Source organism: Stenotrophomonas genospecies 3, from assembly GCF_054473855.1.
On the sequence record NZ_JBTMUR010000013.1, the window covers coordinates 111125 to 137011 of the forward strand.

The 25887-nt window shown below is 67.1% G+C and carries 27 protein-coding genes and 1 pseudogene; 15 read left to right on the top strand and 13 right to left on the bottom strand.

Going from position 1 to position 25887, the window contains the following annotated elements; genetic code table 11:
* Nucleotides 1-125: 125 nt before the first annotated feature.
* Genes ftsE through ung form a run of 4 tightly spaced genes read left to right on the top strand, consistent with a single transcriptional unit; the run spans nucleotide 126 to nucleotide 3336 of the window.
* On the top strand, nucleotides 126-812 hold the full coding sequence (ftsE, locus tag ACX9OT_RS17355; protein WP_032129538.1) for a cell division ATP-binding protein FtsE: 687 nt from the start codon (nucleotides 126-128) through the stop codon (nucleotides 810-812).
* A gap of 3 nt (nucleotides 813-815) precedes the next feature.
* On the top strand, nucleotides 816-1763 hold the full coding sequence (gene ftsX / locus ACX9OT_RS17360; RefSeq protein WP_010481047.1) for a permease-like cell division protein FtsX: 948 nt from the start codon (nucleotides 816-818) through the stop codon (nucleotides 1761-1763).
* A 7-nt stretch (nucleotides 1764-1770) separates the two neighbouring features.
* On the top strand, nucleotides 1771-2613 hold the full coding sequence (locus ACX9OT_RS17365) for a response regulator (protein ID WP_032129540.1): 843 nt from the start codon (nucleotides 1771-1773) through the stop codon (nucleotides 2611-2613).
* A gap of 9 nt (nucleotides 2614-2622) precedes the next feature.
* Nucleotides 2623-3336 (top strand): uracil-DNA glycosylase, encoded by a 714-nt coding sequence (gene ung, locus ACX9OT_RS17370; RefSeq protein WP_049400766.1) that lies wholly within the window; start codon nucleotides 2623-2625, stop codon nucleotides 3334-3336.
* Nucleotides 3337-3373: 37 nt separating this feature from the next.
* Here the strand turns inward: ung and ACX9OT_RS17375 are convergent, their stop codons facing one another.
* From ACX9OT_RS17375 to ACX9OT_RS17385, 3 genes are all read right to left on the bottom strand, one after another.
* Nucleotides 3374-4909: a serine hydrolase domain-containing protein gene (locus ACX9OT_RS17375; protein ID WP_223224702.1), complete on the bottom strand. Its 1536-nt coding sequence runs from the start codon at nucleotides 4907-4909 to the stop codon at nucleotides 3374-3376.
* 130 nt (nucleotides 4910-5039) lie between these two features.
* Nucleotides 5040-6566 carry a M56 family metallopeptidase gene (locus ACX9OT_RS17380; RefSeq protein WP_049463291.1) on the bottom strand — a complete coding sequence of 509 codons (1527 nt, stop codon included), beginning with the start codon at nucleotides 6564-6566 and terminating at the stop codon, nucleotides 5040-5042.
* On the bottom strand, nucleotides 6563-6955 hold the full coding sequence (locus ACX9OT_RS17385) for a BlaI/MecI/CopY family transcriptional regulator (protein WP_049463302.1): 393 nt from the start codon (nucleotides 6953-6955) through the stop codon (nucleotides 6563-6565). The genes ACX9OT_RS17380 and ACX9OT_RS17385 overlap by 4 nt, the downstream gene beginning before the upstream one ends.
* A 358-nt stretch (nucleotides 6956-7313) precedes the next feature.
* Between ACX9OT_RS17385 and rpoH the strand changes: the two genes are divergently transcribed.
* The 3 genes and pseudogenes from rpoH (at nucleotide 7314) to ACX9OT_RS17400 (ending at nucleotide 9062) form a co-directional block, all read left to right on the top strand.
* The gene (gene rpoH, locus ACX9OT_RS17390) at nucleotides 7314-8189 is read left to right on the top strand and encodes an RNA polymerase sigma factor RpoH (RefSeq protein WP_049428989.1); all 876 of its coding nucleotides are present in this window, start codon (nucleotides 7314-7316) and stop codon (nucleotides 8187-8189) included.
* Between the two features lie 217 nt (nucleotides 8190-8406).
* Nucleotides 8407-8746: pseudogene (locus ACX9OT_RS17395) on the top strand (type II toxin-antitoxin system RelE/ParE family toxin).
* Nucleotides 8730-9062 (top strand): helix-turn-helix domain-containing protein, encoded by a 333-nt coding sequence (locus tag ACX9OT_RS17400; protein ID WP_049401752.1) that lies wholly within the window; start codon nucleotides 8730-8732, stop codon nucleotides 9060-9062. Before ACX9OT_RS17395 ends, ACX9OT_RS17400 begins: the two are co-directional and overlap by 17 nt.
* Nucleotides 9063-9185: 123 nt before the next feature.
* Here ACX9OT_RS17400 and purD read toward each other — a convergent pair whose 3' ends face one another.
* From purD to purH, 3 genes are read right to left on the bottom strand one after another with little or no spacing between them, the layout of a single operon-like run.
* Nucleotides 9186-10469, bottom strand: coding sequence for a phosphoribosylamine--glycine ligase (purD, locus tag ACX9OT_RS17405; RefSeq protein WP_049463290.1), 1284 nt, complete (start codon nucleotides 10467-10469; stop codon nucleotides 9186-9188).
* 58 nt (nucleotides 10470-10527) lie between these two features.
* Nucleotides 10528-11406, bottom strand: a complete 879-nt coding sequence (locus ACX9OT_RS17410; protein ID WP_071229356.1) for a hypothetical protein — start codon at nucleotides 11404-11406, stop codon at nucleotides 10528-10530.
* 16 nt (nucleotides 11407-11422) lie between these two features.
* The gene (gene purH, locus ACX9OT_RS17415; RefSeq protein ID WP_049463288.1) at nucleotides 11423-13006 is read right to left on the bottom strand and encodes a bifunctional phosphoribosylaminoimidazolecarboxamide formyltransferase/IMP cyclohydrolase; all 1584 of its coding nucleotides are present in this window, start codon (nucleotides 13004-13006) and stop codon (nucleotides 11423-11425) included.
* A 209-nt stretch (nucleotides 13007-13215) separates the two neighbouring features.
* On the opposite strand from purH, the gene ACX9OT_RS17420 reads away from it, so the two are divergent.
* Genes ACX9OT_RS17420 through ACX9OT_RS17445 form a run of 6 tightly spaced genes read left to right on the top strand, consistent with a single transcriptional unit; the run spans nucleotide 13216 to nucleotide 19016 of the window.
* On the top strand, nucleotides 13216-13833 hold the full coding sequence (locus ACX9OT_RS17420; RefSeq protein ID WP_071229372.1) for a CDP-alcohol phosphatidyltransferase family protein: 618 nt from the start codon (nucleotides 13216-13218) through the stop codon (nucleotides 13831-13833).
* Nucleotides 13834-13867: 34 nt separating this feature from the next.
* Nucleotides 13868-15619, top strand: coding sequence for a bifunctional alpha/beta hydrolase/class I SAM-dependent methyltransferase (locus ACX9OT_RS17425; protein ID WP_277778238.1), 1752 nt, complete (start codon nucleotides 13868-13870; stop codon nucleotides 15617-15619).
* Between the two features lie 23 nt (nucleotides 15620-15642).
* Nucleotides 15643-16947, top strand: a complete 1305-nt coding sequence (locus ACX9OT_RS17430) for a phosphatase PAP2/dual specificity phosphatase family protein (RefSeq protein ID WP_277778307.1) — start codon at nucleotides 15643-15645, stop codon at nucleotides 16945-16947.
* Nucleotides 16944-17381, top strand: a complete 438-nt coding sequence (locus ACX9OT_RS17435) for a hypothetical protein (RefSeq protein WP_277778239.1) — start codon at nucleotides 16944-16946, stop codon at nucleotides 17379-17381. The genes ACX9OT_RS17430 and ACX9OT_RS17435 overlap by 4 nt, the downstream gene beginning before the upstream one ends.
* Nucleotides 17382-17394: 13 nt before the next feature.
* Nucleotides 17395-18024, top strand: coding sequence for a lysophospholipid acyltransferase family protein (locus ACX9OT_RS17440; RefSeq protein ID WP_005411260.1), 630 nt, complete (start codon nucleotides 17395-17397; stop codon nucleotides 18022-18024).
* Complete coding sequence (locus ACX9OT_RS17445) at nucleotides 18021-19016, top strand: phosphatidate cytidylyltransferase (RefSeq protein ID WP_134952164.1); 996 nt, start codon at nucleotides 18021-18023, stop codon at nucleotides 19014-19016. The genes ACX9OT_RS17440 and ACX9OT_RS17445 overlap by 4 nt, the downstream gene beginning before the upstream one ends.
* Before the next feature lie 185 nt (nucleotides 19017-19201).
* Here the strand turns inward: ACX9OT_RS17445 and fis are convergent, their stop codons facing one another.
* The 3 genes from fis to prmA all read right to left on the bottom strand — a co-directional run bounded on the left by fis (nucleotide 19202) and on the right by prmA (nucleotide 21325).
* Nucleotides 19202-19477, bottom strand: coding sequence for a DNA-binding transcriptional regulator Fis (fis, locus tag ACX9OT_RS17450; RefSeq protein ID WP_005419706.1), 276 nt, complete (start codon nucleotides 19475-19477; stop codon nucleotides 19202-19204).
* Nucleotides 19478-19591: 114 nt separating this feature from the next.
* A complete protein-coding gene (locus ACX9OT_RS17455) occupies nucleotides 19592-20362 on the bottom strand; it encodes a DUF3426 domain-containing protein (RefSeq protein ID WP_049463284.1) in 771 nt (256 codons plus the stop codon).
* A 42-nt stretch (nucleotides 20363-20404) separates the two neighbouring features.
* Nucleotides 20405-21325 (bottom strand): 50S ribosomal protein L11 methyltransferase, encoded by a 921-nt coding sequence (prmA, locus tag ACX9OT_RS17460; RefSeq protein ID WP_049401756.1) that lies wholly within the window; start codon nucleotides 21323-21325, stop codon nucleotides 20405-20407.
* Nucleotides 21326-21488: 163 nt separating this feature from the next.
* Between prmA and ACX9OT_RS17465 the strand changes: the two genes are divergently transcribed.
* Together ACX9OT_RS17465 and ACX9OT_RS17470 are read left to right on the top strand one after the other, a co-directional pair.
* On the top strand, nucleotides 21489-22454 hold the full coding sequence (locus ACX9OT_RS17465) for a hypothetical protein (RefSeq protein WP_134951809.1): 966 nt from the start codon (nucleotides 21489-21491) through the stop codon (nucleotides 22452-22454).
* Entirely contained in the window at nucleotides 22451-22825 is a 375-nt protein-coding gene (locus ACX9OT_RS17470) for a hypothetical protein (protein WP_010481078.1), read from the top strand. Before ACX9OT_RS17465 ends, ACX9OT_RS17470 begins: the two co-directional genes overlap by 4 nt.
* A gap of 129 nt (nucleotides 22826-22954) precedes the next feature.
* Here the strand turns inward: ACX9OT_RS17470 and accC are convergent, their stop codons facing one another.
* Genes accC through aroQ form a run of 4 tightly spaced genes read right to left on the bottom strand, consistent with a single transcriptional unit; the run spans nucleotide 22955 to nucleotide 25737 of the window.
* Nucleotides 22955-24322, bottom strand: coding sequence for an acetyl-CoA carboxylase biotin carboxylase subunit (gene accC / locus ACX9OT_RS17475; RefSeq protein WP_032129559.1), 1368 nt, complete (start codon nucleotides 24320-24322; stop codon nucleotides 22955-22957).
* 10 nt (nucleotides 24323-24332) lie between these two features.
* Nucleotides 24333-24812 carry an acetyl-CoA carboxylase biotin carboxyl carrier protein gene (gene accB, locus ACX9OT_RS17480; RefSeq protein WP_032129560.1) on the bottom strand — a complete coding sequence of 160 codons (480 nt, stop codon included), beginning with the start codon at nucleotides 24810-24812 and terminating at the stop codon, nucleotides 24333-24335.
* Nucleotides 24813-24865: 53 nt separating this feature from the next.
* Nucleotides 24866-25291, bottom strand: coding sequence for a lysozyme inhibitor LprI family protein (locus ACX9OT_RS17485; protein ID WP_134952215.1), 426 nt, complete (start codon nucleotides 25289-25291; stop codon nucleotides 24866-24868).
* On the bottom strand, nucleotides 25288-25737 hold the full coding sequence (gene aroQ, locus ACX9OT_RS17490; RefSeq protein WP_049401743.1) for a type II 3-dehydroquinate dehydratase: 450 nt from the start codon (nucleotides 25735-25737) through the stop codon (nucleotides 25288-25290). The genes ACX9OT_RS17485 and aroQ overlap by 4 nt, the downstream gene beginning before the upstream one ends.
* Between the last annotated feature and the right edge of the window lie 150 nt (nucleotides 25738-25887).

Genomic DNA, 25887 nt, shown 5'->3' on the forward strand with positions numbered 1-25887 from the left:
ATGGTGGTGCCCCATGGGGCAGGGTAGTGCCGGCCGCTGGCCGGCAACCCACGAAGCTGCCGGCCAGCGGCCGGCACTACCGATGGCGCTACCGATCCGTCGCGCCGCTCCTGCATAATCGGGGCATGAGTGTCCTGCGCTTCGACAATGTCAGCAAACAGTACGCCGGTGGCCACGAGGCGCTGACCGATGTCAGCTTCGAGGTCGCGCCGGGCGAGATGCTGTTCGTCACCGGCCATTCCGGTGCGGGCAAGAGCACCCTGCTCAAGTTGATCCACCTGGACGAGCGGCCCAGCCGCGGCGCGGTGGTGTTCGACGAGCGCAACCTGCTGAAGGTGCGCGGTGGCGACGTGCCCCGCCATCGACGCGCGGTCGGCGCGGTCTACCAGGACCACCGCCTGCTGATGGACCGCTCTATTGCCGAGAACGTGGCGCTGCCGCTGATCCTGCGCGGCACCCGCCGTAGCGACATCAACAAGCGCGTGCGCTCGGTGCTCGAGCGGATGGGCCTGGGCCATCGCGAGAAGGCGCTGCCCTCGCAGCTGTCGGCCGGTGAGCAGCAGCGCGTCGGCATCGCCCGCGCCATTGTCGGTGAGCCCAAGCTGCTGGTGGCCGATGAGCCGACCGGCAACCTCGACCCGACCCTGGCGGCGGAGATCATGGCCCTGTTCGCCGAGCTGCCCGCGCGCGGCACCAGCGTGCTGGTGGTCAGTCACGACCTGCCGCTGCTGCGCCGCATGCGCAAGCGCGTGCTGATCCTTGACCACGGCCGGCTGGTGGATGACATCTCGCCGCAGGACCTGGCGGAGTAATCGATGGCGAAGAACGAAAACAGCGAAGCCGCCGCCCCGTCGCGTGTGGGCGTCTGGTTCCAGCACCACGTGCACAGCGTGGTGTTCAGCCTCGGCCGCGCCTGCCGCAAGCCGTGGGCGACCCTGCTGACGGTGATGGTCATGGCGCTGGCGCTGGCCCTGCCGCTGGGCCTGTCGATCGCGCTGGACAACCTCAAGCAGTTCGCCGGCAGCGTGCAGCAGTCGCGCGACATCAACGTGTTCCTGAAGGGCAACGTCGATGGTCCCGGCGCGCTGCGCCTGGCCGGCCAGCTGCGCGATCGCGATGACGTGGCCGAAGTGAACGTGCGCACGCCGGAGCAGGGCCTGCAGGAACTGCGCGATGCCGGCCTCGGCGAGGCGATCGATGCACTCAACGACAACCCGCTGCCCTCGCTGCTGGTGATCACTCCGGGCCAGGGCAAGGACGACGCACGCCTGGCGCGCGCGCTGGAAAGCCTGCCCGAGGCCGACCTGGTGCAGCACGATGCGCTGTGGCGCCAGCGCCTGGATGCCTGGCTCGCGTTCGGTGCGCGGCTGGTGCAGGTGCTGTCGGTGCTGCTCGGCGTGGGCGCCGCGCTGGTGGTCGGCAACACCGTGCGCCTGGACATCCAGGCCCGCCGCGAAGAGATCGGCGTGCTGCAGCTGCTCGGCGCCAGTGATGGCTTCATCCGCCGCCCGTTCCTGTACCTGGGCGCGTGGTATGGCCTGGGTGCCGGCGCAGTGGCGCTGGCCCTGATTGCTGCGGCCGGCGCTGCCTTGCGCGTGCCGCTGGCCGAACTCTCGCGCAGCTACGGCAGCCCGTTCGTGCTGCACGGCCTGGACCTGCTGCATGGCAGCCTGGTCCTGCTCGGCACACTGCTGCTGGGCTGGCTGGGCGCGTGGCTGGTGACCGGCCATTTCCTTCGCCAGACCCGCCCGACCGACACCTGAGACCGGCATGCAACCGCAAGCGCTGAAGCACCTTGAAGGGCCCGCGACGCGGGTGATGGTGGTCGATGGGTCAAAGCTGGTCCGCAAACTGATCGCCGACGTCCTGCAGCGCGACCTGCCGGGCGTGGAAGTGATCGGCTGCGACAGCATCGAGGATGCGCAGCTGGCGCTGGCGCAGGGCCCGGTGGATCTGGTGACCACCTCGCTGACCCTGCGTGATGGCGACGGCCTGGCACTGGCGCGGATGGTCCGCGAAGCCGCAGGCCAGGCCTATGTGCCGGTGATCGTGGTCTCCGGCGATGCCCAGCAGCATCTGGAGCAGCGCCGCTTCACCGAGTACGTCACCGACTATTTCGACAAGGCGCTGGGCCACGAGGCACTGGCGACCTTCATCCGCGGCTACGTGCAGCCGCAGACCATTCCCGGCGCCACCATCCTCTATATCGAGGACAGCCGCGTGGTCGCCGAGGCTACCAAGCGCATGCTGGAACGCCAGCAGTTGAACGTGCTGCACGTGGTCAGCGCCGAAGAGGCGTTCACCCTGCTCACTGCCGAGTCGCTGGGCCGCAGTCGCCACCGCATCGACCTGGTGCTGACCGACGTCACCCTGAAGGGCGAACTGAGCGGTCGCGACGTGGTGCAGCGCGTGCGCGTGGACTTCGGCTACGGCAAGCGTCGCCTGCCGGTGCTGGTGATGACCGGCGATGGCAACCCGCACAACCAGACCGGGCTGCTGCAGTCCGGTGCCAACGACCTGGTGCTCAAGCCGATCGAAGAGCGCCTGCTGGTCACCAAGGTGCTGTTCCAGCTGCGCCTGGCCCGGTTGAACGATGGACCCCTGATTCGATGAAGTGGCGTGATGATTGATGAAGTAGCCGGCACCCCGACGATCCAGCTCGAGCCGAGCTGGAAGCAGCATGTCGGCGATTACCTGATGCAGCCGCAGATGCGCGAGCTGTCCAGCTTCCTGCGCCAGCGCAAGGCCAGCGGTGCGGCGGTGTTCCCGCCCGGCCCGCAGATCTTCGCTGCGTTCGATGCCACGCCGTTCGAGCAGGTGAAGGTGGTGATCCTCGGCCAGGACCCGTACCACGGCCGCGGTCAGGCGCATGGGCTGAGCTTCTCGGTGGCGCCCGGAGTGCCGGTGCCGCCGTCGCTGCTGAACATCTACAAGGAGATCGAGAGCGATCTCGGTATCCCGCGTCCGGACCATGGCTGCCTGATCCCGTGGGCGCAGCGCGGTGTGCTGCTGCTCAATGCCGTGCTGACGGTGGAAGAGGGCCAGGCCGGTGCCCACCAGGGGCGTGGCTGGGAAGGTTTCACCGACCACGTGGTGGATGTGCTCAACCGCGAACGCGACGGCCTGGTGTTCATGCTCTGGGGCGCGTACGCGCAGAAGAAGGGCAAGGTCATCGACACTCGCCGCCACCGTGTGCTGAAGTCGCCGCACCCGTCGCCACTGTCGGCCCACCGCGGCTTCCTGGGCTGCCAGCATTTCTCGATGGCCAACGAGTACCTGCAGCGCCGCGGCCAGGCCCCGATCGACTGGTCGCTGCCGCCGCGTTCGGCGCTCTGAGCGGGCCGGGCAGGGGCCCGGCGCCGCCAGCGATGGATCAGTGGCTCGCTGCTGGTGCGGGATCCGCGCGCCGGTAGTAGGCACGCGCGCCTTCGGCGATCACGCTCAACGCCTGCACGGTGCCATCGCCGCCGCGATGGAACAGCAGTTCCGCCCCCGCACTGCCTGCCAGGAAGCGGACGGGCGTCAGCGCCTGCAGCGCGACCGGTGCATCACGCCCGGGCAGGCGCAACTGCAGTCCAGCATCGACCGCCTGCACGTCCAGGGTCGTGACGTCGAACCAATCGGCCAGGCCGCTGCGCAGATCCATGGGCAGGGTGTCATCGAGTACGAAGCGACCGCTGAAGCGCGGATAGCCCTCCGCCAGCAATGCAGGATCCAGCGTGCGGATGACCGGCTTGGCGTTGTGGCCGAGCGCATCGGACAGGGCATTGCGGATCTCCCCACGCAGCGCGGGGCCGTTGTCGCCATTGGTCAGGATGACGAATCCATCGCCGCTCTCCGGGTAGCCTTCGATGCCGGCGTGATAGCTGTCATTGCTGCCATTGTGGAAGAAGCGGCGACTGGCACCGGTGCCGGCCAGCTCCGGTCCCAGGCCACGACCGGCCGGCGCCACTTCGCTGACCATCTGCAGGGCCAATGACTGCGGCAGCCATCCATCCTTCGTGCGGATGCTGCGCAGCAGGGCCGCGACGAACAGGCCCATGTCGTTGGCGCTGGTCCACAGCCCGGACGCCGCCTGTTCCGGAAAGCTCTGCCAGCCGCGTGGCAGGGCCTCCGGCAGGCCTTTGTTGTCGTGCGCATGGGCAACGTTGCCGTAGCCGGCAGGCAAGGGGTTCTGGTACGTGCTGCGGGACATGCCCAGTGGCGCGAACACCTCGCGACGTGCGACGTCAGCGAATGCTCTGCCCGTCAGGTCTTCGATCGCCAGCTGCACCACCGTGTAGCCGCCACCGGAATAGTCGACCTGCTGGCCGGGTGCGTGGATCAGGCGTATCGGTTCATTCTTTGCAGGCGCCAGTCCATCCAGTGTCTGCAGCAGGGTCGGCAAGCGCTCGGCGGGCTGGTAGTCCTGGAAGCCATGCACGTTGAAGCCGGCGGTGTGCGAGAGCAGCATGCGCAGGTTGATCGGCGGGTGCAGTCCCTGCGCATCGGCAGGCACATGCCAGCGGTGCAGGCGGGGATCGATGTTCTCCTCCAGCGAGACCTTGCCGGCAGCAACCAGCTTCAGGGTGGTCGCCGCAGCGCCCATCTTGCTGACCGAGCCCACCGAGAACACGGTATCGGCATCCACCGCGTCGCGCGTGCCTGCCTGGCGCAGGCCGTACCCGGCGGCGTACACCACCTTGCCATCGCGGATCACCGCAACGGCGGCACCCGGCACCTTGTAATGGGCAAGGCGTTCCTCGATCGACCACTGCGGCAGCGCCGCGCCCAGCTGCGCGGTGCTGGGGCGCAGGCCGTGGGCCATTGCCTGGGCAAAGCGCGCGGCGTCTTCTGCGCTGGCGTCAGTGGCCATCACGTGGAACGGGGTCAGGCAGACCAGCAGCGAACACAGCAACAGGCGGTTCATCATCGACATCCTTGCGGGAGTGGAAGAGGGTTGGGATCGGCGCAGGCGTTGCCACGCACGCCTGCCGCGTCCGATCGTTGCGGGTGGAACAGGTTGCCGCCGCAGCGCAGAAGGCGATGCGGCGGCGGAGTCAGCGTCGTTCGCGGCGGGCGCCCTGCGTCAGCAGGTAATCGCGTACGGCCGCGGTGCCGGCCTGGTTCAACGGTGTCCGCCAGCGGCCCAGCCAGCCGTCGGCTTCCACCCCCAGGTTGATATCGGCGCCGTGCGCGAGCAGGTACTGCACGGTGACCAGATGCCCTTCGCGCGAGGCATTGATCAGCGGCGTCTCGTCATAGGTCACGACCCGGTTGACGTCTGCACCGGCCTGCACCAGCTGCTCGACGATGGGTTGCAGGCCCAGCGCGGAGGCGACGATCAACGGATTGCCTTCGCCCAGCGCAGCGCGATCAGGGTCGGCTCCCAGCTGCAGCAGGGCGTCGACCATCACCGGATCGCGTGCGCGGATGGCCTGGATCAGCGCCGTGCCATCGCCGAGCACGCGCGCATCGAGATCGACGCCCGCCACCGCCAACGCGTGGACCTGCGCGAGGTCATGCGTGCTGGCGGCCTGGAGCAGAGTGTTGACGCGCGTATCGGAGGTGCTGGCCGCTGGTGAGGCCAGTCGTGGTGAGACAGCCACCGCGGTGCCGACGCAGGCCAGCAGAAGCAGCAGGCCCAGCATCAACAGACTGCGGCGCCGAGGGGCGTACGACGGGGCGTCCAGCAGTTGGTCGATGCGCTGCGCCAGCTGGCTGCGTGCACTGAACATGCCCAGTGCAAGCGTCGGCGCCTCTTCGCGCAGGGCCTGAAGCTGTTCGATACCGGCCAGCAGCGAGCCTGCATAGTCCAGCGGTTCGCGTGCCTGCATCGCAGCGCGTGCATCACAGGCCATTTCGCGCAGTAGCGCCAGGCGTGCCTGGGCAAGGTGCAGGAGTGGATTCCACCAGAACAGTGCTGTTCCCGCCCGCAGCAGCGTGCTTGTCCACAGATCGCGTCGATGCAGGTGTGCAACCTCGTGGCGGACGATGTCGCGCAGCACGTTGTTGTCCAGCCGTGCCAGCAAGGGGCGGGGCAGCAGGATCTGCGGGCGCCACAGGCCGACCACCATCGGCCCGTCGACGGCGCAGGTGGCGATCGTCACGTGGGCGGGCACGATGTCGGCCAGGGCCGCGCGCAGTCCGGCGGACGCCGGTTGTGCCAGCCGCCGCAGCCGGCGCGCGTGCAGCATCGCGTCCAGCAGGCGCATGCCCAGCCACAGGGTGCCCAGCAGCCACACCACTGCAAGCACTGTCGGCAGGGTCTTCGGTAGTTCGACGTAATAGATGTCGGGCTGCCGTCCAGCTTCGAAGATGGCCTCTCCCGCCGTTGCGCCTTCGCCGGGCAGGGGGTGGAACGCGGCGGCGGGCGGTGCCGGTGCAGGCAGGGTGGTCGACCAGCCCGGCAGGAAGGCGCTGAGCGGCAACAGCAGGGCTGCTGCCATCGCGGCGGTCAGCAGCCAGGAGCGCTGTTCGGCACTGAGGGCCCGCCGCCGTGCCAGCCACAGCGCGGGCAGCAGCACAACGGCAGACAACAGCAACTGCCGAAGGCCCAGTGCCATCGCCATGTCGATGAGGTTCATTCCTTCCTCCCGGCCCTGGCATCGCTGATGCGCTGCTGCAGTGCCTGCAGTTCGTTGCGGTCGATTTCGCGTTCGTCCACCAGGTGCTGTGCCAACACGTTTGGTGAGCCGTCGAAGAACTGATGCAGCAGATGGTCGAGCGCTTGCCGGCGGGCCTGCTCGCGGCTGAGCGTGGCGTGATAGATGTAGGCGCGACCTTCCTGGCGATGACTGACAAAGCCTTTCTTCGCCAGCACGTTGAACATGGTCAGCACCGTGGTGTACGCAACCGGCTTGTGTTCGCCGAGCACATCGGCCACTTCGCGCACGGAGGCTTCGCCCTTGTCCCAGAGGATGTCGAGGATGGCCTGCTCGGCCGGGGTGGGAGTCTGGGAGGCGGGGCGGGCCATGCGCATCTACGTATGAATTAGTTGATGCATCGGAGCATGCTGCCGCATGGCTGTCAACGGGTTTTTTAGTAGTAAAACATCGAGCCTGTGGCGCGCGGGGCTGAACATCTGGCAACATCCCCGCCCCTGAATGCGCCTCCAGGCCTACCCGTTCAGCTCCGCTTGACCGGAATCGGCCGGTTTCCGGTAGGTAATTGCTTGAATTCCAAGGGATTGTGAATCCCGAAAAGCGCGCTCGCCACTGTCATCAAATCGCGCTACGGTAGGGCTCTGTTTGGGACCAGTGTTGCATCAATAGGATGCTGGAACTTTTTCCTCCTTTAGCAGTCCAAATCCCGGACTGCTAAGATGGGTGCCTATGAGCCAGAACACCTCTACTGCCCTTGTGGCAAACAATCTCCCGATTCCCAGTGCGCTCGGTTCGCTGGACGCCTACATCGGTGCCGTGCACCAGATCCCGGTGCTGTCGGTCGATGACGAACAGGACCTGGCCCGTCGCTTCCGCGACGGCAACGATCTGGACGCCGCGCGCGAACTGGTGCATTCGCACCTGCGCTTCGTGGTGCACGTGGCCCGCGGCTACAACGGCTACGGCCTCGCCCTGGGCGACCTGATCCAGGAAGGCAACATCGGCCTGATGAAGGCGGTCAAGCGCTTCGACCCCGAAATGGGCGTGCGCCTGGTGTCCTTCGCCGTGCACTGGATCCGTGCCGAGATGCACGAGTTCATCCTGAAGAACTGGCGCATCGTGAAGGTCGCCACCACCAAGGCGCAGCGCAAGCTGTTCTTCAACCTGCGCAAGTCGAAGACGCGCCTGGGCTGGATGAACGCGGCCGAAGTGAGCGCGGTGGCCAAGGACCTGAACGTGTCCGAGCGCGAGGTCATGGAAATGGAGTCGCGCCTGTCCGGTCGCGATATCGGTTTCGATGCGCCGACCGACGAGGACAACGAACACGCGCCGCCGTCTCCGGCTGCGTTCCTGGTCGCCAACGACGAAGACCCGTCGATGGCCTACGAGCGTGCCGACAGCGAAGACAACCAGATGCAGCTGCTGCGCGAAGGCCTGGCCGAGCTGGATGCCCGTTCGCGCGACATCATCCGCCGTCGCTGGCTGGATGCCGACAGCAAGGTGACGCTGCAGGAACTGGCTGACGAGTACGGCGTATCGGCCGAGCGCATCCGCCAGGTTGAAGCGAACGCGCTGAAGAAGATGAAGGCGCTGTTCACCGCGTAAGGCGGGATGGCGTTGAAGCAATGAAAAGGCCCGGCATTGCCGGGCCTTTTCTTTTTGGTGGCGTTCTCATCCACGCATGGCGTGGCTCTACTCTGACGCCGGGGCGGTGGTTGCGCCGACCGGGTCATGCGCTGGATCCTGATGTTCACGCCGTACCACCAGGTGGCACGGTAAGATCATCCCACGCGTTTTCCGCACCCGAAGTTTCAATCGCAGCATGCGCAGGACCACCCTGTCCGATGCTGCGCTGTACCGGTCGGTACGTGAAATGGAAGCGGGTCTGGTGGATGCTGAGCGGCGGAATCTTCAAGAAGCGCGTTGCCTTGCCGGGGCGAGGAAAGCGCGGAAGCGCTCGAACCATCGTCGCAACACAGCGAGGCGGGCATTGGTTCTTCCTTTTCGGCTACGAGAAGAATGAACGTGCTGCAATCACGAATGCGGAACGCGATGCGCTGCAGCTGTACGCATCGGAGTTCTTGAAAATGAGTACGGCGCAGCTGAATCGTGCCGTGGAGTACGGGGATCTACAGGAGATCAGCCATGACGAAGACCTCTGAGCGACGGCGCGCGAAAAGTGCGCTTCTTGAGGCGGTGCATGATGCGGCTGTGAGTCTGCACGCACATGGCTTCATCGATAAACGTCGGTTGAGCAGCTACGAAGCGCTTTGCCTTGAGCCGGTCCCTGAATACAGCAGTGCCCAGATCCGTGCCCTGCGTGCGTCATTGCAGCTCAGTCAGCCGGTGTTTGCTGGAGTTCTCAATACCAGCGTTTCCACCGTACGCAGCTGGGAACAGGGCGAGAAGAAGCCCAGCGGACCGTCACTGAAGTTGCTTAACCTGATTGATCGGAAGGGACTCGAAGCAGTCCTGTAAAGCAAAGGCCCGGTTCTGACGGGCCTTTGCCTTTCCGTGGTGTTCAATCCACGCATGGCGTGGATCCACCCCGGCGGTGTGGCGCCTGTAGAGCCACGCCATGCGTGGCTGCGGCGCCGGACCTCACCCCTCGCGTGCGATCGCCCGCCAGCCGATGTCGTTGCGGTGGAACTCATTGGCCCAGGTCACCTTGGCCACGCCTGCATACGCATTCGCCTGCGCGTCGCGCACGCTGTCGCCCAGTGCGGCCACGCACAGAACGCGGCCGCCGGCGCTGACGACCTGGTCCTGCGCATCCAATGCCGTACCGGCATGGAACACCTTGGCACTGGCCGGCACATCATCCAGGCCGGAAATCACGTCACCGGTGATCGGTGCTTCCGGGTAGGGCTTCGCGGCCAGCACCACGCCCAGCGACGGGCGCGGATCCCAGTGTGCTTCCACCTGATCCAGCCGGCCATCGATGGCGGCTTCCACCAGCTCCACCAGATCCGACTGCAGGCGCAGCATCACCGGCTGGGTTTCCGGATCGCCGAAGCGCACGTTGAATTCGATCACCTTCGGCGCGCCGCTGGCATCGATCATCAGGCCGGCATAGAGGAAGCCGGTGAACGGGATGCCGTCGGCGATCATGCCCTGCACGGTCGGGTTCACTACCTCGCGCATCACGCGGGCGTGCACCTCCGGGGTGACCACCGGGGCCGGCGAATAGGCGCCCATGCCGCCGGTATTCGGGCCGGTATCGCCGTCGCCGACGCGCTTGTGGTCCTGCGAGGTGGCCATCGGCAGCGCATGCACGCCGTCCACCATCGAAATGAAGCTGGCTTCCTCGCCGTCGAGGAATTCCTCGATCACCACGCGGGCACCGGCATCGCCGAACGCGTTGCCCGAGAGCATGTCACGCACAGCGTCTTCGGCTTCGACCTGGGTCATCGCCACGATCACGCCCTTGCCGGCGGCCAGGCCATCGGCCTTGACCACGATCGGTGCGCCCTTCTCGCGGATGTAGGCCAGCGCGGCGTCCACGTCGGTGTGCACGGCGTAGAACGCGGTGGGGATGTCGTGGCGGGCCAGGAAGTCCTTGGCGTAGGCCTTGCTGCCTTCCAGCTGCGCGGCAGCGGCGGTCGGCCCGAAGATACGCAGGCCAGCAGCGCGGAAGCGGTCGACCACACCGGCCACCAGCGGTACTTCCGGGCCGACCACGGTCAGCGCCACGCCTTCGGCCTGTGCCAGCGCCAGCAGGCCGTCGATATCGGTGACCTTGACCGCCACGTTGCGGCACTTGTCTTCGCTGGCAGTGCCGGCGTTGCCGGGCGCCACGATCACTTCGGTGACACGGGAGGACTGGGCCAGCTTCCATGCCAGGGCGTGTTCGCGGCCGCCAGAGCCGATGACAAGTACGTTCATCACGAGATTCCAGATTGCGTGGGAAGGGAAGATCGATATCCCCGGCGGCGCGCGTGGTTCACTCGCAGCCTTCGCGTCGCAGCGATTCGGGGAAGGAATAGGCCCAGGTCTTCGGGTCCAGGGTGAAGCGGTGTTGCTGCCGGACCTGCTTGCCACCGCAGGTGGTGCCGGTTTCGTCGATCAGCAGCGGCCAGACCCGCGCGCTGCGGTCGCTGTCGTCGAAACGCAGGGCGAAATCGATGCTGAAGCGGCGGGTGCGGCAGTCATTGGCGGTGTCCGGGTCGGTACTGGCGTCGACCGTGTCGCACTCGTACTGGGCGTCATTGTCGATATGGCTGCGCACGCTGCCACTGGCCACCAGGCCGTTCGGGCCCGGCAGGATCAGCGACTGCGAGAGCAGCGAGAAGCCCTGCCCGAACCAGCCGTCCTCGACGCGGAAACCATAGAAGTCACTGCCGGCGCGGATGATGCTGGCGGTGCCGGGCTGGCCGCCGCTACCGAAGCGCTCGCCGGTCAGTTCGCTGGTCACCTCGAAGCCATCGCCCTTGGGGCGCAGCACAAAGAACTCGATGGTTCCCGGGTCGATGTGCGCGCCATCGACCAGCGCACCGCACACGGCCAACAACTGCTGCCAGCTGTCCCCGCTCACCACCGGTTGTTCCGCGCAGACCTGCCAGTCCACCGCATGGGTATCGCCATCGTCGGTCCAGCTGCCGCGCCATTCAGCGGAGAGCGTGGCGTTGCTGCCGTAGCGCTGGACCAGGAACGCCTGCAGTCGAGCGGTGCGGCTGACATGCTGCGCCGGTGAGGCGGGGGCCATCGCAGGCGCATCTGCCTTCGGGCTCGCGCTGGGCTCGACAGCAGGCTTGCAGCCGGCCAGCATGGCCGCGCCCGCGAGGGCGAGGGCGGCCAGCGATTTCATTGAAACTGTGGACATCCGTGTCGCTCCAGGATCAGTGGCGGAAGTGGCGCACGCCGGTGAACACCATGGCCAGGCCATGTTCGTCGGCGGCGGCGATCACTTCGGCATCGCGCATCGAACCGCCCGGCTGGATGACCGCCTTGATGCCGGCGGCGGCAGCGGCATCGATGCCGTCGCGGAACGGGAAGAACGCATCGGAGGCCATCACCGAGCCCTCGACCACCAGGTTCGCATCGGCGGCCTTGATGCCGGCGATGCGGGCCGAGTACACGCGGCTCATCTGGCCGGCACCGACACCAATGGTGCGGTTGTCCTTGGCATAGACGATCGCGTTGGATTTCACGAACTTGGCCACCTTCCAGGCGAACAGCAGGTCGGTGAACTGCTTGTCGGTCGGCGCCAGCTTGCTGACCACCTTCAGTTCGTCGCGGGTCATGCCGCGGTTGTCCGAGGACTGCAGCAGCAGGCCCGAGCCGACGCGCTTGCTGTCGAAGTTGTTCAGGCCATCGCCGTGCGGGATGCGCAGCACGCGCACGTTGGCCTTCTTCTGCGCGTATTCCAGCGCGGCCGGCTCGTAGTCCGGGGCGATCAGCACTTCGACGAACTGGCGGTCCAGAATCACCTTGGCGGTGGCGGCGTCCAGCGGTTTGTTGAAGGCAATGATGCCGCCGAAGGCGCTGGTCGGGTCGGTGGCGTAGGCCAGCTCGTAGGCATCGCCGTTGCCGGCACCGACGGCCACGCCGCACGGGTTGGCGTGCTTGACGATGACGCAGGCCGGCGCATCGAACTGGCGCACGCATTCCCACGCCGCGTCGGCATCGGCCAGGTTGTTGTAGCTCAGTTCCTTGCCCTGCAGCTGCTGGAAGGTGGCCAGCGTGCCCGGCACCGGATACAGGTCGCGGTAGAACGCGCCGCTCTGGTGCGGGTTCTCGCCGTAGCGCAGGTCCATCACCTTCACGAAGGTGGAGTTCATCTGTGCCGGGTACTCGGTACGCGCCGGCACCGCAGCGTCGGTGGCGGTGACCGCCGACAGGTAGTTGCTGATCGCGGCGTCGTACTGGGCGACGCGGTTGAACGCGGCCACCGAGAACGCGAAGCGGGTGGCAGCCGACAGCTGGCCGTTGTTGGCCTCCAGCGAGGCCAGCAGCTCGGCGTACTGCGACGGATCGGTGGACACCGCCACGCGGGCGAAGTTCTTGGCCGCCGAGCGCAGCATGGCCGGGCCGCCGATGTCGATGTTCTCGACCGCGTCGGCCAGGGTGCAATCGGCCTTGGCGGTGACCGACTCGAACGGGTACAGGTTCAGCACCAGCAGGTCGATGGCGCCGATGCCGTGCTCGGCCATCACCGCATCATCCAGGCCCGAACGGCCCAGCAGGCCGCCGTGCACCATCGGGTGCAGGGTCTTGACCCGGCCATCCATCATTTCCGGGAAGCCGGTGACGTCGGCCACGTCCTTCACGGCCAGGCCCATGTCGCGAATGGCCTTGGCGGTGCCGCCGGTGGACAGCAGCTCCACGCCGCGTGCAGCCAGCGCGGTGGCCAGCTCGGCCAGGCCGGTCTTGTCGGAAACGGAGAGGAGGGCCCGGCGGACGGGCAACAGATCAGCAGTCATGGGACAGAATCGGCAGCGGAGCGGGGCCGATATTGTAGGCGGTGGGGGCCGGTGGCGGGCGCCGCCGGGCGAAATCGGCTGCCGGCGCGGGCCTGCGGCCCCCTTCGGCACAGCCCGGTTGGTTGCAGACTGCAAGCAATCCGATGGGGCGGCATCGCCCCGATCGGGTAGGCTGTGCCCGGACTGCCAAGGATCAGCAGGTACAGATCGTGTCGATCTATGCATTGAAAGGACGTTTCCAGGACCTGTTGCGTCCGGCCGTACGCGGCCTGTACCGCATGGGGATCACCGCCAATACGGTGACCGTGGCCGCCGCCGTGGTCTCGCTGCTGGTGGCTGCCGCCGTGTGGTGCTGCGCGCCGGCCCAGCCCCTGCTGTACCTGCTGCTGCCGCTGTGGATGCTGCTGCGCATGGCACTCAACGCGGTGGACGGCATGCTGGCCCGCGAGTTCGGCCAGCAGTCGAGGCTGGGCGCCTATCTGAACGAGCTGTGCGATGTGATCGCCGACGCGGCGCTGTACCTGAGCCTGCTCAGCGTGCCGGGCGTGCGCCCGGAAGCGCTGTGGCTGCTGGCCTGGACGGCGGCCCTGAGCGAGTACACCGGGGTGCTGGGGCTGATGGTCGGTGCCAGCCGCCGCTATGACGGCCCGATGGGCAAGAGCGACCGCGCGTTCGTCATCGGCGTGCTGGGCCTGCTGCTGGCGTTCGGCTGGGGGGCTGCGATGACTGTCACTGGCGTGGCCGCGGCCATGGCGGTGCTGTGCGTGCTGACGATGATCAATCGCGTCCGTCGCGGACTGCGGGAAGCGGCGGTTTCGCCGAATTAATCAAGCAGATACAAAAAGACAATCAGGAGATTGCATGCGTCAGGCGCAGGAACGGGAATTCCACAGCTTCGACCAGGTACCGCTGTTCTACCGGTACTGGGCGAGCACCACCGCGACCCCAGCCACCAAGGCTGTCGTGCTGCTGCATCGCGGCCATGAACATTCTGGCCGGGTCACCCACCTGGTCGATGAGCTGGACCTGCCCGACACCGCCTTCTTCGCCTGGGATGCACGCGGTAATGGCTGTTCGCCCGGCGCACGTGGCGATGCCCCGGGCTTCCCGGCGCTGGTGCGTGATCTGGACAGCTTCATCGCCCACATCGGCGCCGAGCATGGCATCGCGGTGGAAGACATCGTGGTGATCGCACAGAGCGTGGGGGCGGTGGTCGCCGCCACCTGGGTGCACGACTACGCGCCGCGCCTGCGCGCGCTGGTGATGGCTTCGCCGGCGTTCAAGGTGAAGCTGTACGTGCCGTTCGCACGCCCGGGCCTGGCCTTGATGCAGAAGCTGCGCGGCAATTTCTTCGTCAACAGCTACGTCAAGCCGCAGTGGCTGACCCACGATCCGGCGCGGGTGGAAAGCTACCGCACCGATCCGCTGATCACCCGGCCGATCTCGGTGCGCGTGCTGCTGGGCCTGTACGAAGCGGCCGACCGCATCGTCGCCGATGCGCAGGCGATCAGCGTGCCGGTGCAGCTGCTGGTGTCCGGCTCGGATTTCGTGGTGCACCGTGGCCCGCAGGACCGCTTCTACGAGCGCCTGTCCAGCCCGATCAAGGAGCGCGTGCATCTGCCGGGCTTCTTCCACGACACGCTGGGCGAGCGCGATCGGGCGCCGGCGCTGGCGCGTATCCGCAGTTTCATCCAGGCACGTTTCGCCGAGCCGCTGCGCGAACTGTCGCGGCGCGATGCGCACCGCCATGGGCCGACTTTCGAAGAATCGGAGATCCTGGCCTGGCCACCGGAACGCAACAGCCTGGCCGACCTGCGCTGGCGCGTGGTACGTGGCGGCCTGCGCTTCGGCGGAACGTTGTCCGAAGGCATCGCGCTGGGTCTGCAGACCGGATTCGATTCGGGCAGCACGCTCGACTACATCTATCGCGATGAGGCGCGCGGCAAGGGCCCGTTGGGGCGCATGGTCGATCGCAACTATCTGGATGCGATCGGCTGGCGCGGCATCCGCATTCGCGGCCAGCACCTGCAGGAACTGCTGCGCGACGCTGCCCAGCGCCTGCGCGGGCAGGGCACGCCGGTGCGCGTGCTGGACGTGGCCGCCGGCCATGGCCGCTACGTGCTGGAAGCGCTGGGCCAGGGCGAACAGCGCGCCGAGCGCATCGTGCTGCGCGACTTCAGTGATCTGAACGTCACCCAGGGTCAGGCCTTGATCGAGCGCCTGGGGGCGGCCGACATCGCGCGCTTCGAGCAGGGTGATGCGTTCGACCCGGCACAGCTGGCCAAGGTCGATCCAGCACCGACGCTGGCGGTGGTATCGGGCCTGTACGAACTGTTCCCCGACAACGATGCGGTGCTGCGCTCGCTGCAGGGCATTGCTGCGACGGTGCCGGCGGGCGGCTACCTGGCCTATACCGGCCAGCCGTGGCACCCGCAGCTGGAGTTCATCGCACGCGCACTGACCAGCCACCGTGGCGGCGCCGCGTGGGTGATGCGCCGCCGTACCCAGCAGGAAATGGACGAGCTGGTGCGCCTGGCCGGGTTCGAGAAGGTGGCGCAGCGTATCGACGACTTCGGCATCTTCACGGTGTCGCTGGCGCGCCGGACCGCGTGATGGCGACGCTCGCCGCATCCCCGCTGGCCGCAGAGGGGCGCCCCTGGCGGCGCGCCCTGTTGTGGCTGGCCCTGCTGGGCCCATTTTTCTTCGCCAGCTATGGCTTCGCCAACTGGATGGCTGGCCGCCATGCCGAACTGCCGGTGATGGCGTTCGGATGGGAAACGCAGATTCCGTTCGTACCGTGGACGATCGTGCCGTACTGGTCGATCGATCTGTTCTATGCGGTTTCCTTCTTCCTGTGCCGGCAACGGTTGGAGCTGGACCGGCATGCGTTGCGGTTGTTCAGTGCACAGTTGATCGCGGTGACCTGCTTCCTGCTGTGGCCACTGCGCTTCAGTTTCGAGCGGCCGGAGATCGGCGGTGTGTTCGGTTGGTTGTTCGATGTGCTGCTGGGCTTCGACAAACCGTTCAACCAGGCGCCATCACTGCACATCGTGTTGCTGATCGTGCTGTGGGTGAAATTCGCGCAGTACCTGCATGGGGTGTGGCGTTGGGTACTGCATGTGTGGGCGCTGCTGATCGGCGTCTCGGTGCTGACCACCTTCCAGCATCATTTCATCGATATCCCGACCGGCCTGCTGGCCGGTTGGCTGTGCGTGTGGCTGTGGCCGGAGCAGGGCACGCCACCCTTGCGTGCCTGGCGCACCGCGCGTGACGCCAGACGTTGGCGCCTGGCAGCGCTGTACCTGCTGGGGGCCGCTGCATTGCTGGTGCCGGTGGTGCTTCTGCGTGGCGCGGCGTTGTGGCTGCTGTGGCCGGTGGTATCGCTGCTGCTGGTGGCGTTGGCGTATGCGGGGCTCGGTACGGCGGTGTTCCAGAAGCGTGCCGATGGTCGCCTGACCATGGCGGCACGCTGGTTGCTGGCGCCGTACCTGGGTGCGGCCTGGATCAATTCGCGGCTGTGGACGCGGCGTGCGCCGCAGCCGGTGCCGGTGATGGACGGTGTATGGCTGGGGCGTGTTCCCTGCGCTGCATTGCCGGCACCCTTGGTCGGCGTGGTCGATGCCTGTGCCGAACTGTCCTGTCGTGCACCGGGCGCGGCGTATGCCAGCGTGCCGATGCTGGACCTGGTGGTGCCCACGCCGCACCAGTTGCGCGAGGCGGCCGAGGTCATCGAGCGGCTGCGTGCGCATGGACCGTTGCTGGTGTGTTGCGCGCTGGGCTATTCGCGCAGTGCTGCCAGTGTGGCGGCCTGGCTGCTGCGCAGTGGTCGTGCCACCGATACCGATGCCGCGGTGGCGATCGTGCGCACGGCACGTCCGGGCGTCGTGCTGGGCGCGGCGCATCTGCATGCCATCACTGCTGCAGCGGGAGCACGCACGTGAGTACCGTTCCCGATCTGGTGACCATGCAGCTGCTGCTGCGGCAGGGCCGTTGGCCGGCCGGCCTGTCGCTGGGCCTGCTGCTGGTGGCGCTGCTGCTGCTCGGCACCGAACCTGGCCTGGCGATGATTGCCGCCGGCCTGTTGCTGCTCAGTGTTGCCGCGGGCCTCGCGCAGGCTTACCAGGCATGGCGGGTTGGTCTGGACGCGAGTCTGCTGCAGCTGCTGCGTAATGAAGGCCTGGACGGCGAAGCCGCCGCGCGCCGTATCGATCAGGTGCTGCATGACAGCGGCTTGCGCCGCGTATCGTCCGATGCGCCGCTGCGCGGCTGGGACCTGCGCTGGGCAGGCATGCGTCGCCTGCTGCTGCGGCAGTACCTGCTGACAGGCGTGCAGGGTGCGCTGCTGGTGCTGGCCGTGTTGTGGCCGCAGACGTGAACCGGAGGGACCGATGTTCGCTGAATTGATTGCGCGCGCCTGCAGTGGCGCGATCCATGTAGTTACCGGCGCCCGCGCGCTGTGGATCGGTTGCGCGCCGTCCAGCGAGCGCCGTGTGTACTACGGCAACCACGCCAGCCATGGCGACTTCGTGCTGATCTGGTCGTCGATGCCGCCAGCGTTGCGGCGCCAGGTGCGGCCAGTTGCCGCGGCCGAATACTGGCAGCGCGACGGCCTGCGTCGCTACCTGATCGATGCGGTGTTCAACGGCGTGCTGGTCGAGCGCGAGGCCGGCCATCGCCAGCAGGATCCGCTGCAGGCCCTGCGTGACGCGGTGGACGAAGACTGCTCGCTGATCCTGTTTCCGGAAGGTACCCGCAACGTGGGCGATGAGCCGCTGCTGCCGTTCAAGAGCGGCATCTATCACCTGGCACGGCAACGGCCGGAGCTGGAATTCGTGCCGGTGTGGATCGACAACCTGAAGCGGGTGATGCCCAAGGGCCGGTTCCTGCCGCTGCCGCTGCTGTGCACGGCCACCTTCGGTACGCCGCTGCGGCTGCAGGCCGACGAGGACAAGGCGGCCTTCCTGGCCCGCAGCCGGCAGGCGCTGCTGGACCTGGCGCCGAACGGGGGCAGGGCATGAGCTTCCTGATCGAAGTGTCCGGCGACCTGGCCACGCAGAGTGTCGGCCAGCAGACCGGCCTGCTGTTTGCTGGCGTGGGTGCGGTGCTGGTGCTGGCCACGCTGGTGGCCGAGACATTGCGCTGGCGCCAGCGTGGGCAGCCCAGCGCGGTGATCGCCAACCTGGTCTCGCGCATCCGCGCGTGGTGGGTGATGGCGATCGTGGTCGGGCTGGCGCTGTTCTTCGGTCGTGCCGGGGTGATCGTGCTGTTCGCGATCATCTCGCTGTTCGCACTGCGCGAGTTCATCACCCTGGCGCCGACCCGCTCGGGCGACTACTACGCGCTGCTGGCCGCGTTCTACATCGTGCTGCCGTGGCAGTACTACCTGGTCTGGATCGACTGGTACGGCATGTACACGCTGCTGATTCCGGTCTATGCGTTCCTGTTCCTGCCGATCCTGTCGACCATTGGCGGTGATACCACGCACTACCTGGAGCGGACCGCGAAGGTGCAGTGGGGGTTGATGATCTGCGTGTTCTGCATCTCGCATGTGCCGCTGCTGCTGAACCTGCACGTGCCCGGCCATGACCCGTCGCGCAACGTGCTGCTGTTCGCCTTCCTGGTGATCGTGGTGCAGTCTTCGGACGTGCTGCAGTACATCTGGGGCAAGCTGCTGGGCAGGCATCTGATTGCGCCGAAGCTGTCGCCGTCGAAGACGGTGGAGGGCTTCGTGGGCGGTGTGCTGAGTGCCAGTGCGCTGGGTGCGGCACTATGGTGGATCACCCCGTTCACGCCGCTGCAGGCGTTCGGCCTGTCGCTGCTGATCAACCTGATGGGGTTCTGGGGCGGCCTGGTGATGTCGGCGATCAAGCGCGATCGTGGCATCAAGGACTGGGGCCACATGATCGAGGGCCATGGCGGCATGCTCGACCGGCTGGACTCGGTGTGCTTCGCCGCGCCGGTGTTCTTCCATGTGGTGCGGTACTACTGGAAGGCGGGCGGCGGCGGTTGATTCTGCCGGCTTCCATCCACGCATGGCGTGGATCTACTGGCGGGCGGGGGCGGTTGATTCTGCCGGGCCTTCATCCACGCATGGCGTGGATCTACCGGTAGTGCCGGCCGCTGGTCGGCAACTGCAACATCCTGCCATCGTTCATGGGGTTGCCGGCCAGCGGCCGGCACTACCCTCGTGCGCGCTTACGCGCTGATGCCGTATTCCTTCAGCTTCTTGCGCAGGGTGGCACGGTGGATGCCCAGCATCGCGGCGGCGCGGCTCTGGTTGCCTTCGCAGTGGTTGAGCACTTCCACGAACAGCGGAATCTCCATCTCGCGCAGCACGATCTCGTAGACATCGTCCGCATCGCAGCCATCAAGGTCACGCAGGTAGCGGCGCACGGACTGGGCGACGTGTTCACGCAGCGGTGGCCGGGGAGCGCCACGACTGTTGTCAGGACGAGAAAGGACAGCGTTCAAGGGGGTTCCCGATTCGGTTGGCCCGTGCGCGCGGAGCGCGCGGCCGGACGAGGTGGTGGCGGCCAGTCTAGCGCGAGCGTGCCCGGCCTGCCACGGCTGGTCGCCTCTCCCCGGTCAGAGGAAGTCGAAGGTGAATGCGACGGTGGACGCAGCGGGCTCCTGCAACCGGAAGGCGACGCGCGCGCTCTGGCCCGGTTCCAGCAGGGCTGCACCGGGGTTCTCGCCCAGGTACTGCGCGGGCGTGAACACGCCGCTGCCGATCACCCGGCCATCGGCATCGGACAATGACAACCGCAGGTCCGGCCACGCCTGTGCCCAGCGCGCATCATTGCGGATGCTGGCCTGCACCTGCAGCACACCGGCCTGGCCCGGCAGGGGGCGGATCTCGCGGCTGGTCATGGTGAACGCAGTGGGCTCGTGCCAGGCAGGCAGGCTGCAGCGCAGCACGCCGCACAGCGTGCCCAGCCATGCGCGGTTGCCGGCGTCGGCGGCCAGCCGCGCGCGGTCGGCCAGTACGCTCTGCAGTACCAGCAGCAATGCCAGCCCGGCGACCAGCAGCCAGTGCCAGCGGGGTGTTGGCAGCGTGCGCGTGCGCGCGCTGCCGAGGAAGCTGGGGGCATCACTGGCGACCGCCGTTGCCTGCACCGCGACCGGCGCCGGTTCGATGGCCGCTGCTTCATCAACGATGACAACGTCATCGTCGTGTCGCATCTCTGTCGCCGGTGGGCGTGCCAGGTCGATGGGCTCGGCCTGCATCTGCTCCACAGGCGTTGCGTGCCGGGCTTCGTCCTGCATGCGCGCATCGGTCGCAGGCGCAGGCTCACCCTCCGGCGTCGTGCGCAGGAAGGTGGCCAGGGGACGGCGCGGTGGGTTCGGCTCGGACATGCTCAGGGCGCGGGCTCGGATCCAGCGGTCATTCAACCACGATCAGGCGCGGCGCACGCCGGTGATGCGCATCCAGTCGCCATCCTGGGTGGCCTGCAGATCGTCGAACCATGCTGCGTAGCGCTGCAGCAGTTCGCCTTCCTGGCCATGCAGGATGCCGGACAGGGCGATGCGGCCACCGGCAGCAACGCGCGCAGCCAGCAGTTCGGCCAGCGCATCCAGCGCCGAGGCGAGGATGTTGGCGACCACGATCGGATAGGTCGCGACCAGTTCGTCCTGCGGCAGGTACACATGCATGCGGGCCTGCTCGCCGTTGCGCTCGGCATTGTCGGCGGTGGCGACCAGGGCCTGCGGATCGTTGTCCACGCCGATGGCTTCGGCGGCGCCCAGCTTCAGCGCGGCCAGTGCGAGGATTCCCGAGCCGCAACCGAAGTCGAGCACGCGCTGGCCCTGCAGCAGGCCATCGACCGCCAACTGGTCCAGCCAGCGCAGGCACAGTGCGGTGGTCGGGTGGGTGCCCGAACCGAACGCCAGGCCCGGGTCCAACCGCACCACGGCGGCATCGGCGGCCTGTGCGGCATCGGGCAGTTCATGGTTCCACGGCACGATCCAGGTACGGCTGCCGAAGTCCATCGGCTGGAACTGGTCGAGCCAGGCACGTTCCCAGTCTTCATCCTCGACCGCGCGGAAGCTGCCGCTGCTCCAGTCCAGCTCCGGATCGAAGGATTCCAGTGCGGCCAGCAGCAACAGCGCGTTGCTGTCGGCGGGGAACAGCGCGCTCAGCACCAGCGTGTCCCACAGCGGGGTCTCGCCCACGCCCGGTTCGAGAATGGCCTGTTCGTTGCTGGTATCGGCCTCGGCATCGAGCAGGGTCACGGCCAGTGCACCAACGTCCTCCAGCGCATTTTCATAGCGGGGTTGGGTGGCTTCGGTGCAGCGCAGGGTCAGTTCCAGGAACGGCATGGTGGTGGGGGCAATCGCGGGAAAGGGGGCCATGCTAGACCATCGGGGCGTCTCCGTATTGCCTGAGATGCCGCTCCGAGATGAACGAAGCCCGTTCAGACAGGCCCGTCGGGCCTTGCTAAACTTCGTGCTTTCCTATGCGCCGCATCGCCTACCGCCGCCGATGGCCTTCGCTCCGACCCTGAAAACCTGGTTGCTCGTACTGCCGGCTGTGGCCGTGCTGGGCGTGGCCGGCTATCGGGCCAGCGGCCATGTGGCGACGTCTTCGGTAGCGTCGGCGGATCTGGCAGGTGCGGTCGCGGCCGCTGACAGTGCGGCGCCGCTGCCGGTGATGCCGGAGGCGCTCGCGCGCCGCCTGGCACCCTTCGAGCGTGGCAACGCATTGCCGTCCGGGCTGCCCCTGGATCTCCGCGCCGATATCGAAGACGCCACCGACCTGTATGCCTATGCTCAGCGGTTGCGTGCCCAGGCGGACGAAGGCAACCACGAGGCGCGCTGGATGCTCAGCCGTGTCTATGACTACTGCGCGCAGTACGCGGTCGATCCGGGTGGCTACCGCTTGGACAACAACGTGCTGGCCGGGCTGGGCCTGACCGCCGCACCGGCGATGGTGCAGGCGCGCGAACGCGTCGCGCAGCGTTGTGGTGGTTTCGTGCCGGGCGACAAGCTGGGCACGGCCTTGGTGCTGTCCGAACGTCGCAAGGCGGCCGCACAAGGCAATCTGGCTGCTGAGGCTGCGTTGTTCGCCGAGGGCGAACCGCTGCAGGACAGCCCCGAGTACCGCCGTGACCTGGTTGAACGGGTGCGCACCTCGCGCGACCCGGAGGCCTTCATGGCGATCGCACCGGGCATGGGCGTGCGCGCCTCGGGTGACCGCGCGCTCAACGGCCTGGTGGCGGGCGAGCAGCTCAGTGAACTCGCATGGCGGCTTGCGGCCTGCGAACTCGGTCTACCGTGTGGGGCAGACAGTGTGCTGGTCAACAGTTTTTGTGCGAACGGAGGGATCTGTTCGCAGGATGGTACGCAGGATTTCCGGGATTTCGTGTATGACGCTGCGGTATCGCGGCAGGGCGCTGGGAAGATGAAGGAATGGATCAAGCGATTGGTTGGAAAGAGGAACGAGCAATGAACTACCGCCGATTCCTGCACGGGGCCAAGTTCTGGTTCTGGGTGGCCCTGTTCGTGGCCTACTCGGCCGGCGCGGTTGGCCTGTTGATGATCGATACCTATGAAGATCGCTACCGGCATCTGTCGAAGGTGGAACTGACCACGGTGAAGGCGCAGGAAGACGTGCGCCGTGCCGGTGCCAGCCAGGTGGCCGCGGTCTATCGCGCGCAGAGCGGCATGCCGTTCGCGTCGCTGCCGGCGGGCAGCACCTTCCAGGTGGTGTGGCCGGATGGTTCGACCGAGACCATGGTGATCGTCGACCCGACGTCGCCCAATGGCGTGCGTCCGCTGGCGAACTCGCAGATTCCGGCCGAAGCTGCCGACAAGCGCTGATGCGCCTGCTGTAGCGCCGAGCCCACGCTCGGCTGAGCTTTCCGGCAAGCCGAGCATGGGCTCGGCGCTGCAGCAACAGAAAAGGGCGGGGATATCCCCGCCCTTTTCATGTCCAGCACGTGGCGCCGATCAGGTCAGCGCGATCGGCTTGTTCTTGCGTTCGGCCAGGCGCTTTTCCAGGTAGTGGATGTTCTGGCCACCGGCCTGGAAGCCCTTGTCGCGCATGATCCGCTGCTGCAGGGCGACGTTGGTCTTGATGCCATCGACCACCATTTCGCTCAGTGCCACGCGCATGCGGGCAATGGCGGTTTCGCGGTCCGGGCCGTGCACGATCAGCTTGCCGATCATCGAGTCGTAGTTCGACGGCACGCGGTAGCCACTGTAGATGTGGGTGTCCACGCGCACGCCGGGGCCGCCCGGCGGATGGAAGCCGGTGATGGTGCCCGGGCTCGGCACGAAGGTCTCCGCATCTTCGGCGTTGATGCGGCATTCGATGGCATGGCCGGTCAGCACCACGTCGCTCTGCTTGATCGACAGCTTCTGGCCGGCGGCGATCTTCAGCTGCTCGGCCACCAGGTCGATGCCGGTGACCATTTCGGTGACCGGATGTTCCACCTGGATGCGGGTGTTCATTTCGATGAAGTAGAAGCGGCCGTCCTCGTACAGGAACTCGAACGTGCCGGCACCACGGTAGCCGATGCGTACGCAGGCTTCGGTGCAGACCTTGCCGATCTGCTCGCGCTGCTCGGCAGTGATGCCCGGTGCCGGCGCTTCTTCCACCACCTTCTGGTGGCGGCGCTGCATCGAGCAGTCACGCTCGCCCAGGTGGATGGCGTTGCCCTGGCCGTCGGCCAGTACCTGGATTTCCACGTGGCGCGGGTTCTCCAGGAACTTCTCCATGTAGACCTCGCCATTGCCGAACGCGGCCTTGGCCTCGCTCTTGGTGGTTTCGATCGAGGTCTTCAGCGAGGCTTCGGCGTGCACTACGCGCATGCCGCGGCCACCGCCACCACCGGCCGCCTTGATGATGACCGGGTAGCCGATCTCACGGGCGATCTTGGTGTTGGCGACGATGTCTTCGCCCAGCGGGCCGCCCGAGCCGGGCACGCACGGCACGCCGGCGGACTTCATCGCGCGGATGGCTTCGACCTTGTCACCCATCATGCGGATGGTGTCGGCCTTGGGGCCGATGAAGATGAAACCGGACTCTTCCACGCGCTCGGCGAAGTCGGCGTTCTCCGACAGGAAGCCGTAGCCCGGGTGGATGGCCTGGGCGTCGGTGACTTCCGCCGCGGCGATCAGTGCCGGGATGTTGAGGTAGCTCTGCGGCGACGGCGCCGGACCGATGCAGACCGACTCGTCGGCCATGGCCACGTGCTTGAGGTTGCGGTCGACCGTGGAATGCACGGCCACCGTGCGGATGCCGAGGGTGTGGCACGCGCGCAGGATGCGCAGCGCGATTTCCCCTCGGTTGGCGATGACGACTTTGTCGAGCATGGCGTGCCCCTCAGCCGATCACGAACAGCGGCTGGTCGAATTCGACCGGCTGGCCGTTCTCGCCGAGGATGGCGACGATGGTGCCGGACTTGTCGGCTTCGATCGGGTTGAACATCTTCATCGCTTCGATGATGGCCAGGGTCTCGCCTTCCTTGACCTGCTGGCCAACGCTGACGAACGCCGGCTTGTCCGGGGCGGACGACGCGTAGAAGGTGCCGACCATCGGCGAGCGCAGCACGTGGCCTTCCGGCAGCGCCGGGCCCGGCTTGGCGGTGCCACCGGTGGAGGCTTCGGTCGGCGACTGCATCGGCATCGCCTGCGGCGCCGGAGCGGCCGGAGCGGCGTACACCGGGGCGGCGACCGGGGCGGCATAGCCGGCCACCGGGGCGCGCGACAGGCGCACCGACTCTTCGCCTTCCTTGATTTCGATTTCAGCCAGGTTCGACTCTTCCAGCAGGTCGATCAGCTTCTTGATTTTGCGGAGATCCATGGTGGCCTCTTTGCTCTTGATGTCAGTGTGGTGGGAAGCGCATCGCGCTCGGGTCAAAGCAGTTCGTAGAACTCGCGCAGCTGCCGCGTACGGTCGCGCGTCTGGGTGATCAGGCACTGCATCTTCGCAGGGTTGCGCGAGGTGCCGTCTGCATTGAAGGCGTAGACTGCCTCGCAGTCTGCATCGCGCAGGGTTATCCAGATGCGCTGGGCCTTCACCAGCTGCTGTTCGGCCGCTGCGCAGCGGCGGCAGCTGCCATCGGCGGCCTGCGCCTTCAGTTCGCCGCGCGCCTGGACGTAAACGGCGTTCAATGCGCTGTCGGCGTCATCCAGGCGATCGGAATCGCACATGTCGCGCTCGTAGCCGCCGGTCGCCTGCGCGCAGTCAATGCCAGCGGCCGCGCGCTCGGCGGCGATGCTGGCGCCGCACACGCCGGCCCACAGCACGATGCAGGCAAGCACTCTTGGGAGCATCTTCACGCGCGGGCCGCCTGCACGCGCAGCAGCGCCGCGTCCATCGCGTAGCGGTAGCTGTCGGCGCCGAAACCGCAGACCACGCCCACGGCCTTGTCACTGAAGTAGCTGTGCTGGCGGAACGGTTCGCGGGTATGCGGGTTGGACAGGTGGATCTCGATGAACGGCACCGCCACCGCCGCCAGCGCATCGCGCAGGGCGACCGAGGTGTGGGTGAAGGCGGCGGGGTTGATCAGGATGAAAGCGGTTCCGTCGTCGCGTGCGGCCTGCACGCGGTCCACCAGCACGTGCTCGGCATTGGACTGCAGGCTCTCCACCGCGTGCCCGGCAGCCGAGGCCTGGACGGCCAGCGCCTGGTCGATGTCGGCCAGCGTGGTGTGGCCGTAGACCTCCGGCTCGCGGGTGCCGAGCAGGTTGAGGTTGGGGCCGTGCAGGACCAGCAGCTTCGCCATGGGATCCGGAAGACGGGAAAGGGCGGCAGTCTGGCGGAACCGGCGGATGCTGTCCAGTTCGGCGAAGTTTGCAGCGTTTCAATCGATTGTTTGAAATTCCCCGGAGGGCTTGCGGCCGTATGGCGGGCGCTGGATCAAGGCGCGCTGAAC

Excerpts from the sequence above, each read along its gene's own strand:
- purH (WP_049463288.1), bottom strand. The coding sequence starts at position 13,006 with ATGACTGCTGATCTGTTGCCCGTCCGCCGGGCCCTCCTCTCCGTTTCC.
- ACX9OT_RS17455 (WP_049463284.1), bottom strand. The coding sequence starts at position 20,362 with ATGTCCGAGCCGAACCCACCGCGCCGTCCCCTGGCCACCTTCCTGCGC.
- prmA (WP_049401756.1), bottom strand. The coding sequence starts at position 21,325 with ATGCCGTTCCTGGAACTGACCCTGCGCTGCACCGAAGCCACCCAACCC.
- ACX9OT_RS17400 (WP_049401752.1), top strand. The coding sequence starts at position 8,730 with ATGACGAAGACCTCTGAGCGACGGCGCGCGAAAAGTGCGCTTCTTGAG.
- ACX9OT_RS17380 (WP_049463291.1), bottom strand. The coding sequence starts at position 6,566 with ATGAACCTCATCGACATGGCGATGGCACTGGGCCTTCGGCAGTTGCTG.
- ACX9OT_RS17375 (WP_223224702.1), bottom strand. The coding sequence starts at position 4,909 with ATGAACCGCCTGTTGCTGTGTTCGCTGCTGGTCTGCCTGACCCCGTTC.
- purD (WP_049463290.1), bottom strand. The coding sequence starts at position 10,469 with ATGAACGTACTTGTCATCGGCTCTGGCGGCCGCGAACACGCCCTGGCA.
- ftsE (WP_032129538.1), top strand. The coding sequence starts at position 126 with ATGAGTGTCCTGCGCTTCGACAATGTCAGCAAACAGTACGCCGGTGGC.
- rpoH (WP_049428989.1), top strand. The coding sequence starts at position 7,314 with ATGAGCCAGAACACCTCTACTGCCCTTGTGGCAAACAATCTCCCGATT.
- ung (WP_049400766.1), top strand. The coding sequence starts at position 2,623 with ATGATTGATGAAGTAGCCGGCACCCCGACGATCCAGCTCGAGCCGAGC.
- aroQ (WP_049401743.1), bottom strand. The coding sequence starts at position 25,737 with ATGGCGAAGCTGCTGGTCCTGCACGGCCCCAACCTCAACCTGCTCGGC.
- ACX9OT_RS17385 (WP_049463302.1), bottom strand. The coding sequence starts at position 6,955 with ATGGCCCGCCCCGCCTCCCAGACTCCCACCCCGGCCGAGCAGGCCATC.
- ACX9OT_RS17470 (WP_010481078.1), top strand. The coding sequence starts at position 22,451 with ATGAACTACCGCCGATTCCTGCACGGGGCCAAGTTCTGGTTCTGGGTG.
- ACX9OT_RS17445 (WP_134952164.1), top strand. The coding sequence starts at position 18,021 with ATGAGCTTCCTGATCGAAGTGTCCGGCGACCTGGCCACGCAGAGTGTC.
- accC (WP_032129559.1), bottom strand. The coding sequence starts at position 24,322 with ATGCTCGACAAAGTCGTCATCGCCAACCGAGGGGAAATCGCGCTGCGC.
- ACX9OT_RS17365 (WP_032129540.1), top strand. The coding sequence starts at position 1,771 with ATGCAACCGCAAGCGCTGAAGCACCTTGAAGGGCCCGCGACGCGGGTG.
- ACX9OT_RS17410 (WP_071229356.1), bottom strand. The coding sequence starts at position 11,406 with ATGTCCACAGTTTCAATGAAATCGCTGGCCGCCCTCGCCCTCGCGGGC.
- ACX9OT_RS17440 (WP_005411260.1), top strand. The coding sequence starts at position 17,395 with ATGTTCGCTGAATTGATTGCGCGCGCCTGCAGTGGCGCGATCCATGTA.
- ACX9OT_RS17425 (WP_277778238.1), top strand. The coding sequence starts at position 13,868 with ATGCGTCAGGCGCAGGAACGGGAATTCCACAGCTTCGACCAGGTACCG.
- accB (WP_032129560.1), bottom strand. The coding sequence starts at position 24,812 with ATGGATCTCCGCAAAATCAAGAAGCTGATCGACCTGCTGGAAGAGTCG.
- ACX9OT_RS17465 (WP_134951809.1), top strand. The coding sequence starts at position 21,489 with ATGGCCTTCGCTCCGACCCTGAAAACCTGGTTGCTCGTACTGCCGGCT.
- ftsX (WP_010481047.1), top strand. The coding sequence starts at position 816 with ATGGCGAAGAACGAAAACAGCGAAGCCGCCGCCCCGTCGCGTGTGGGC.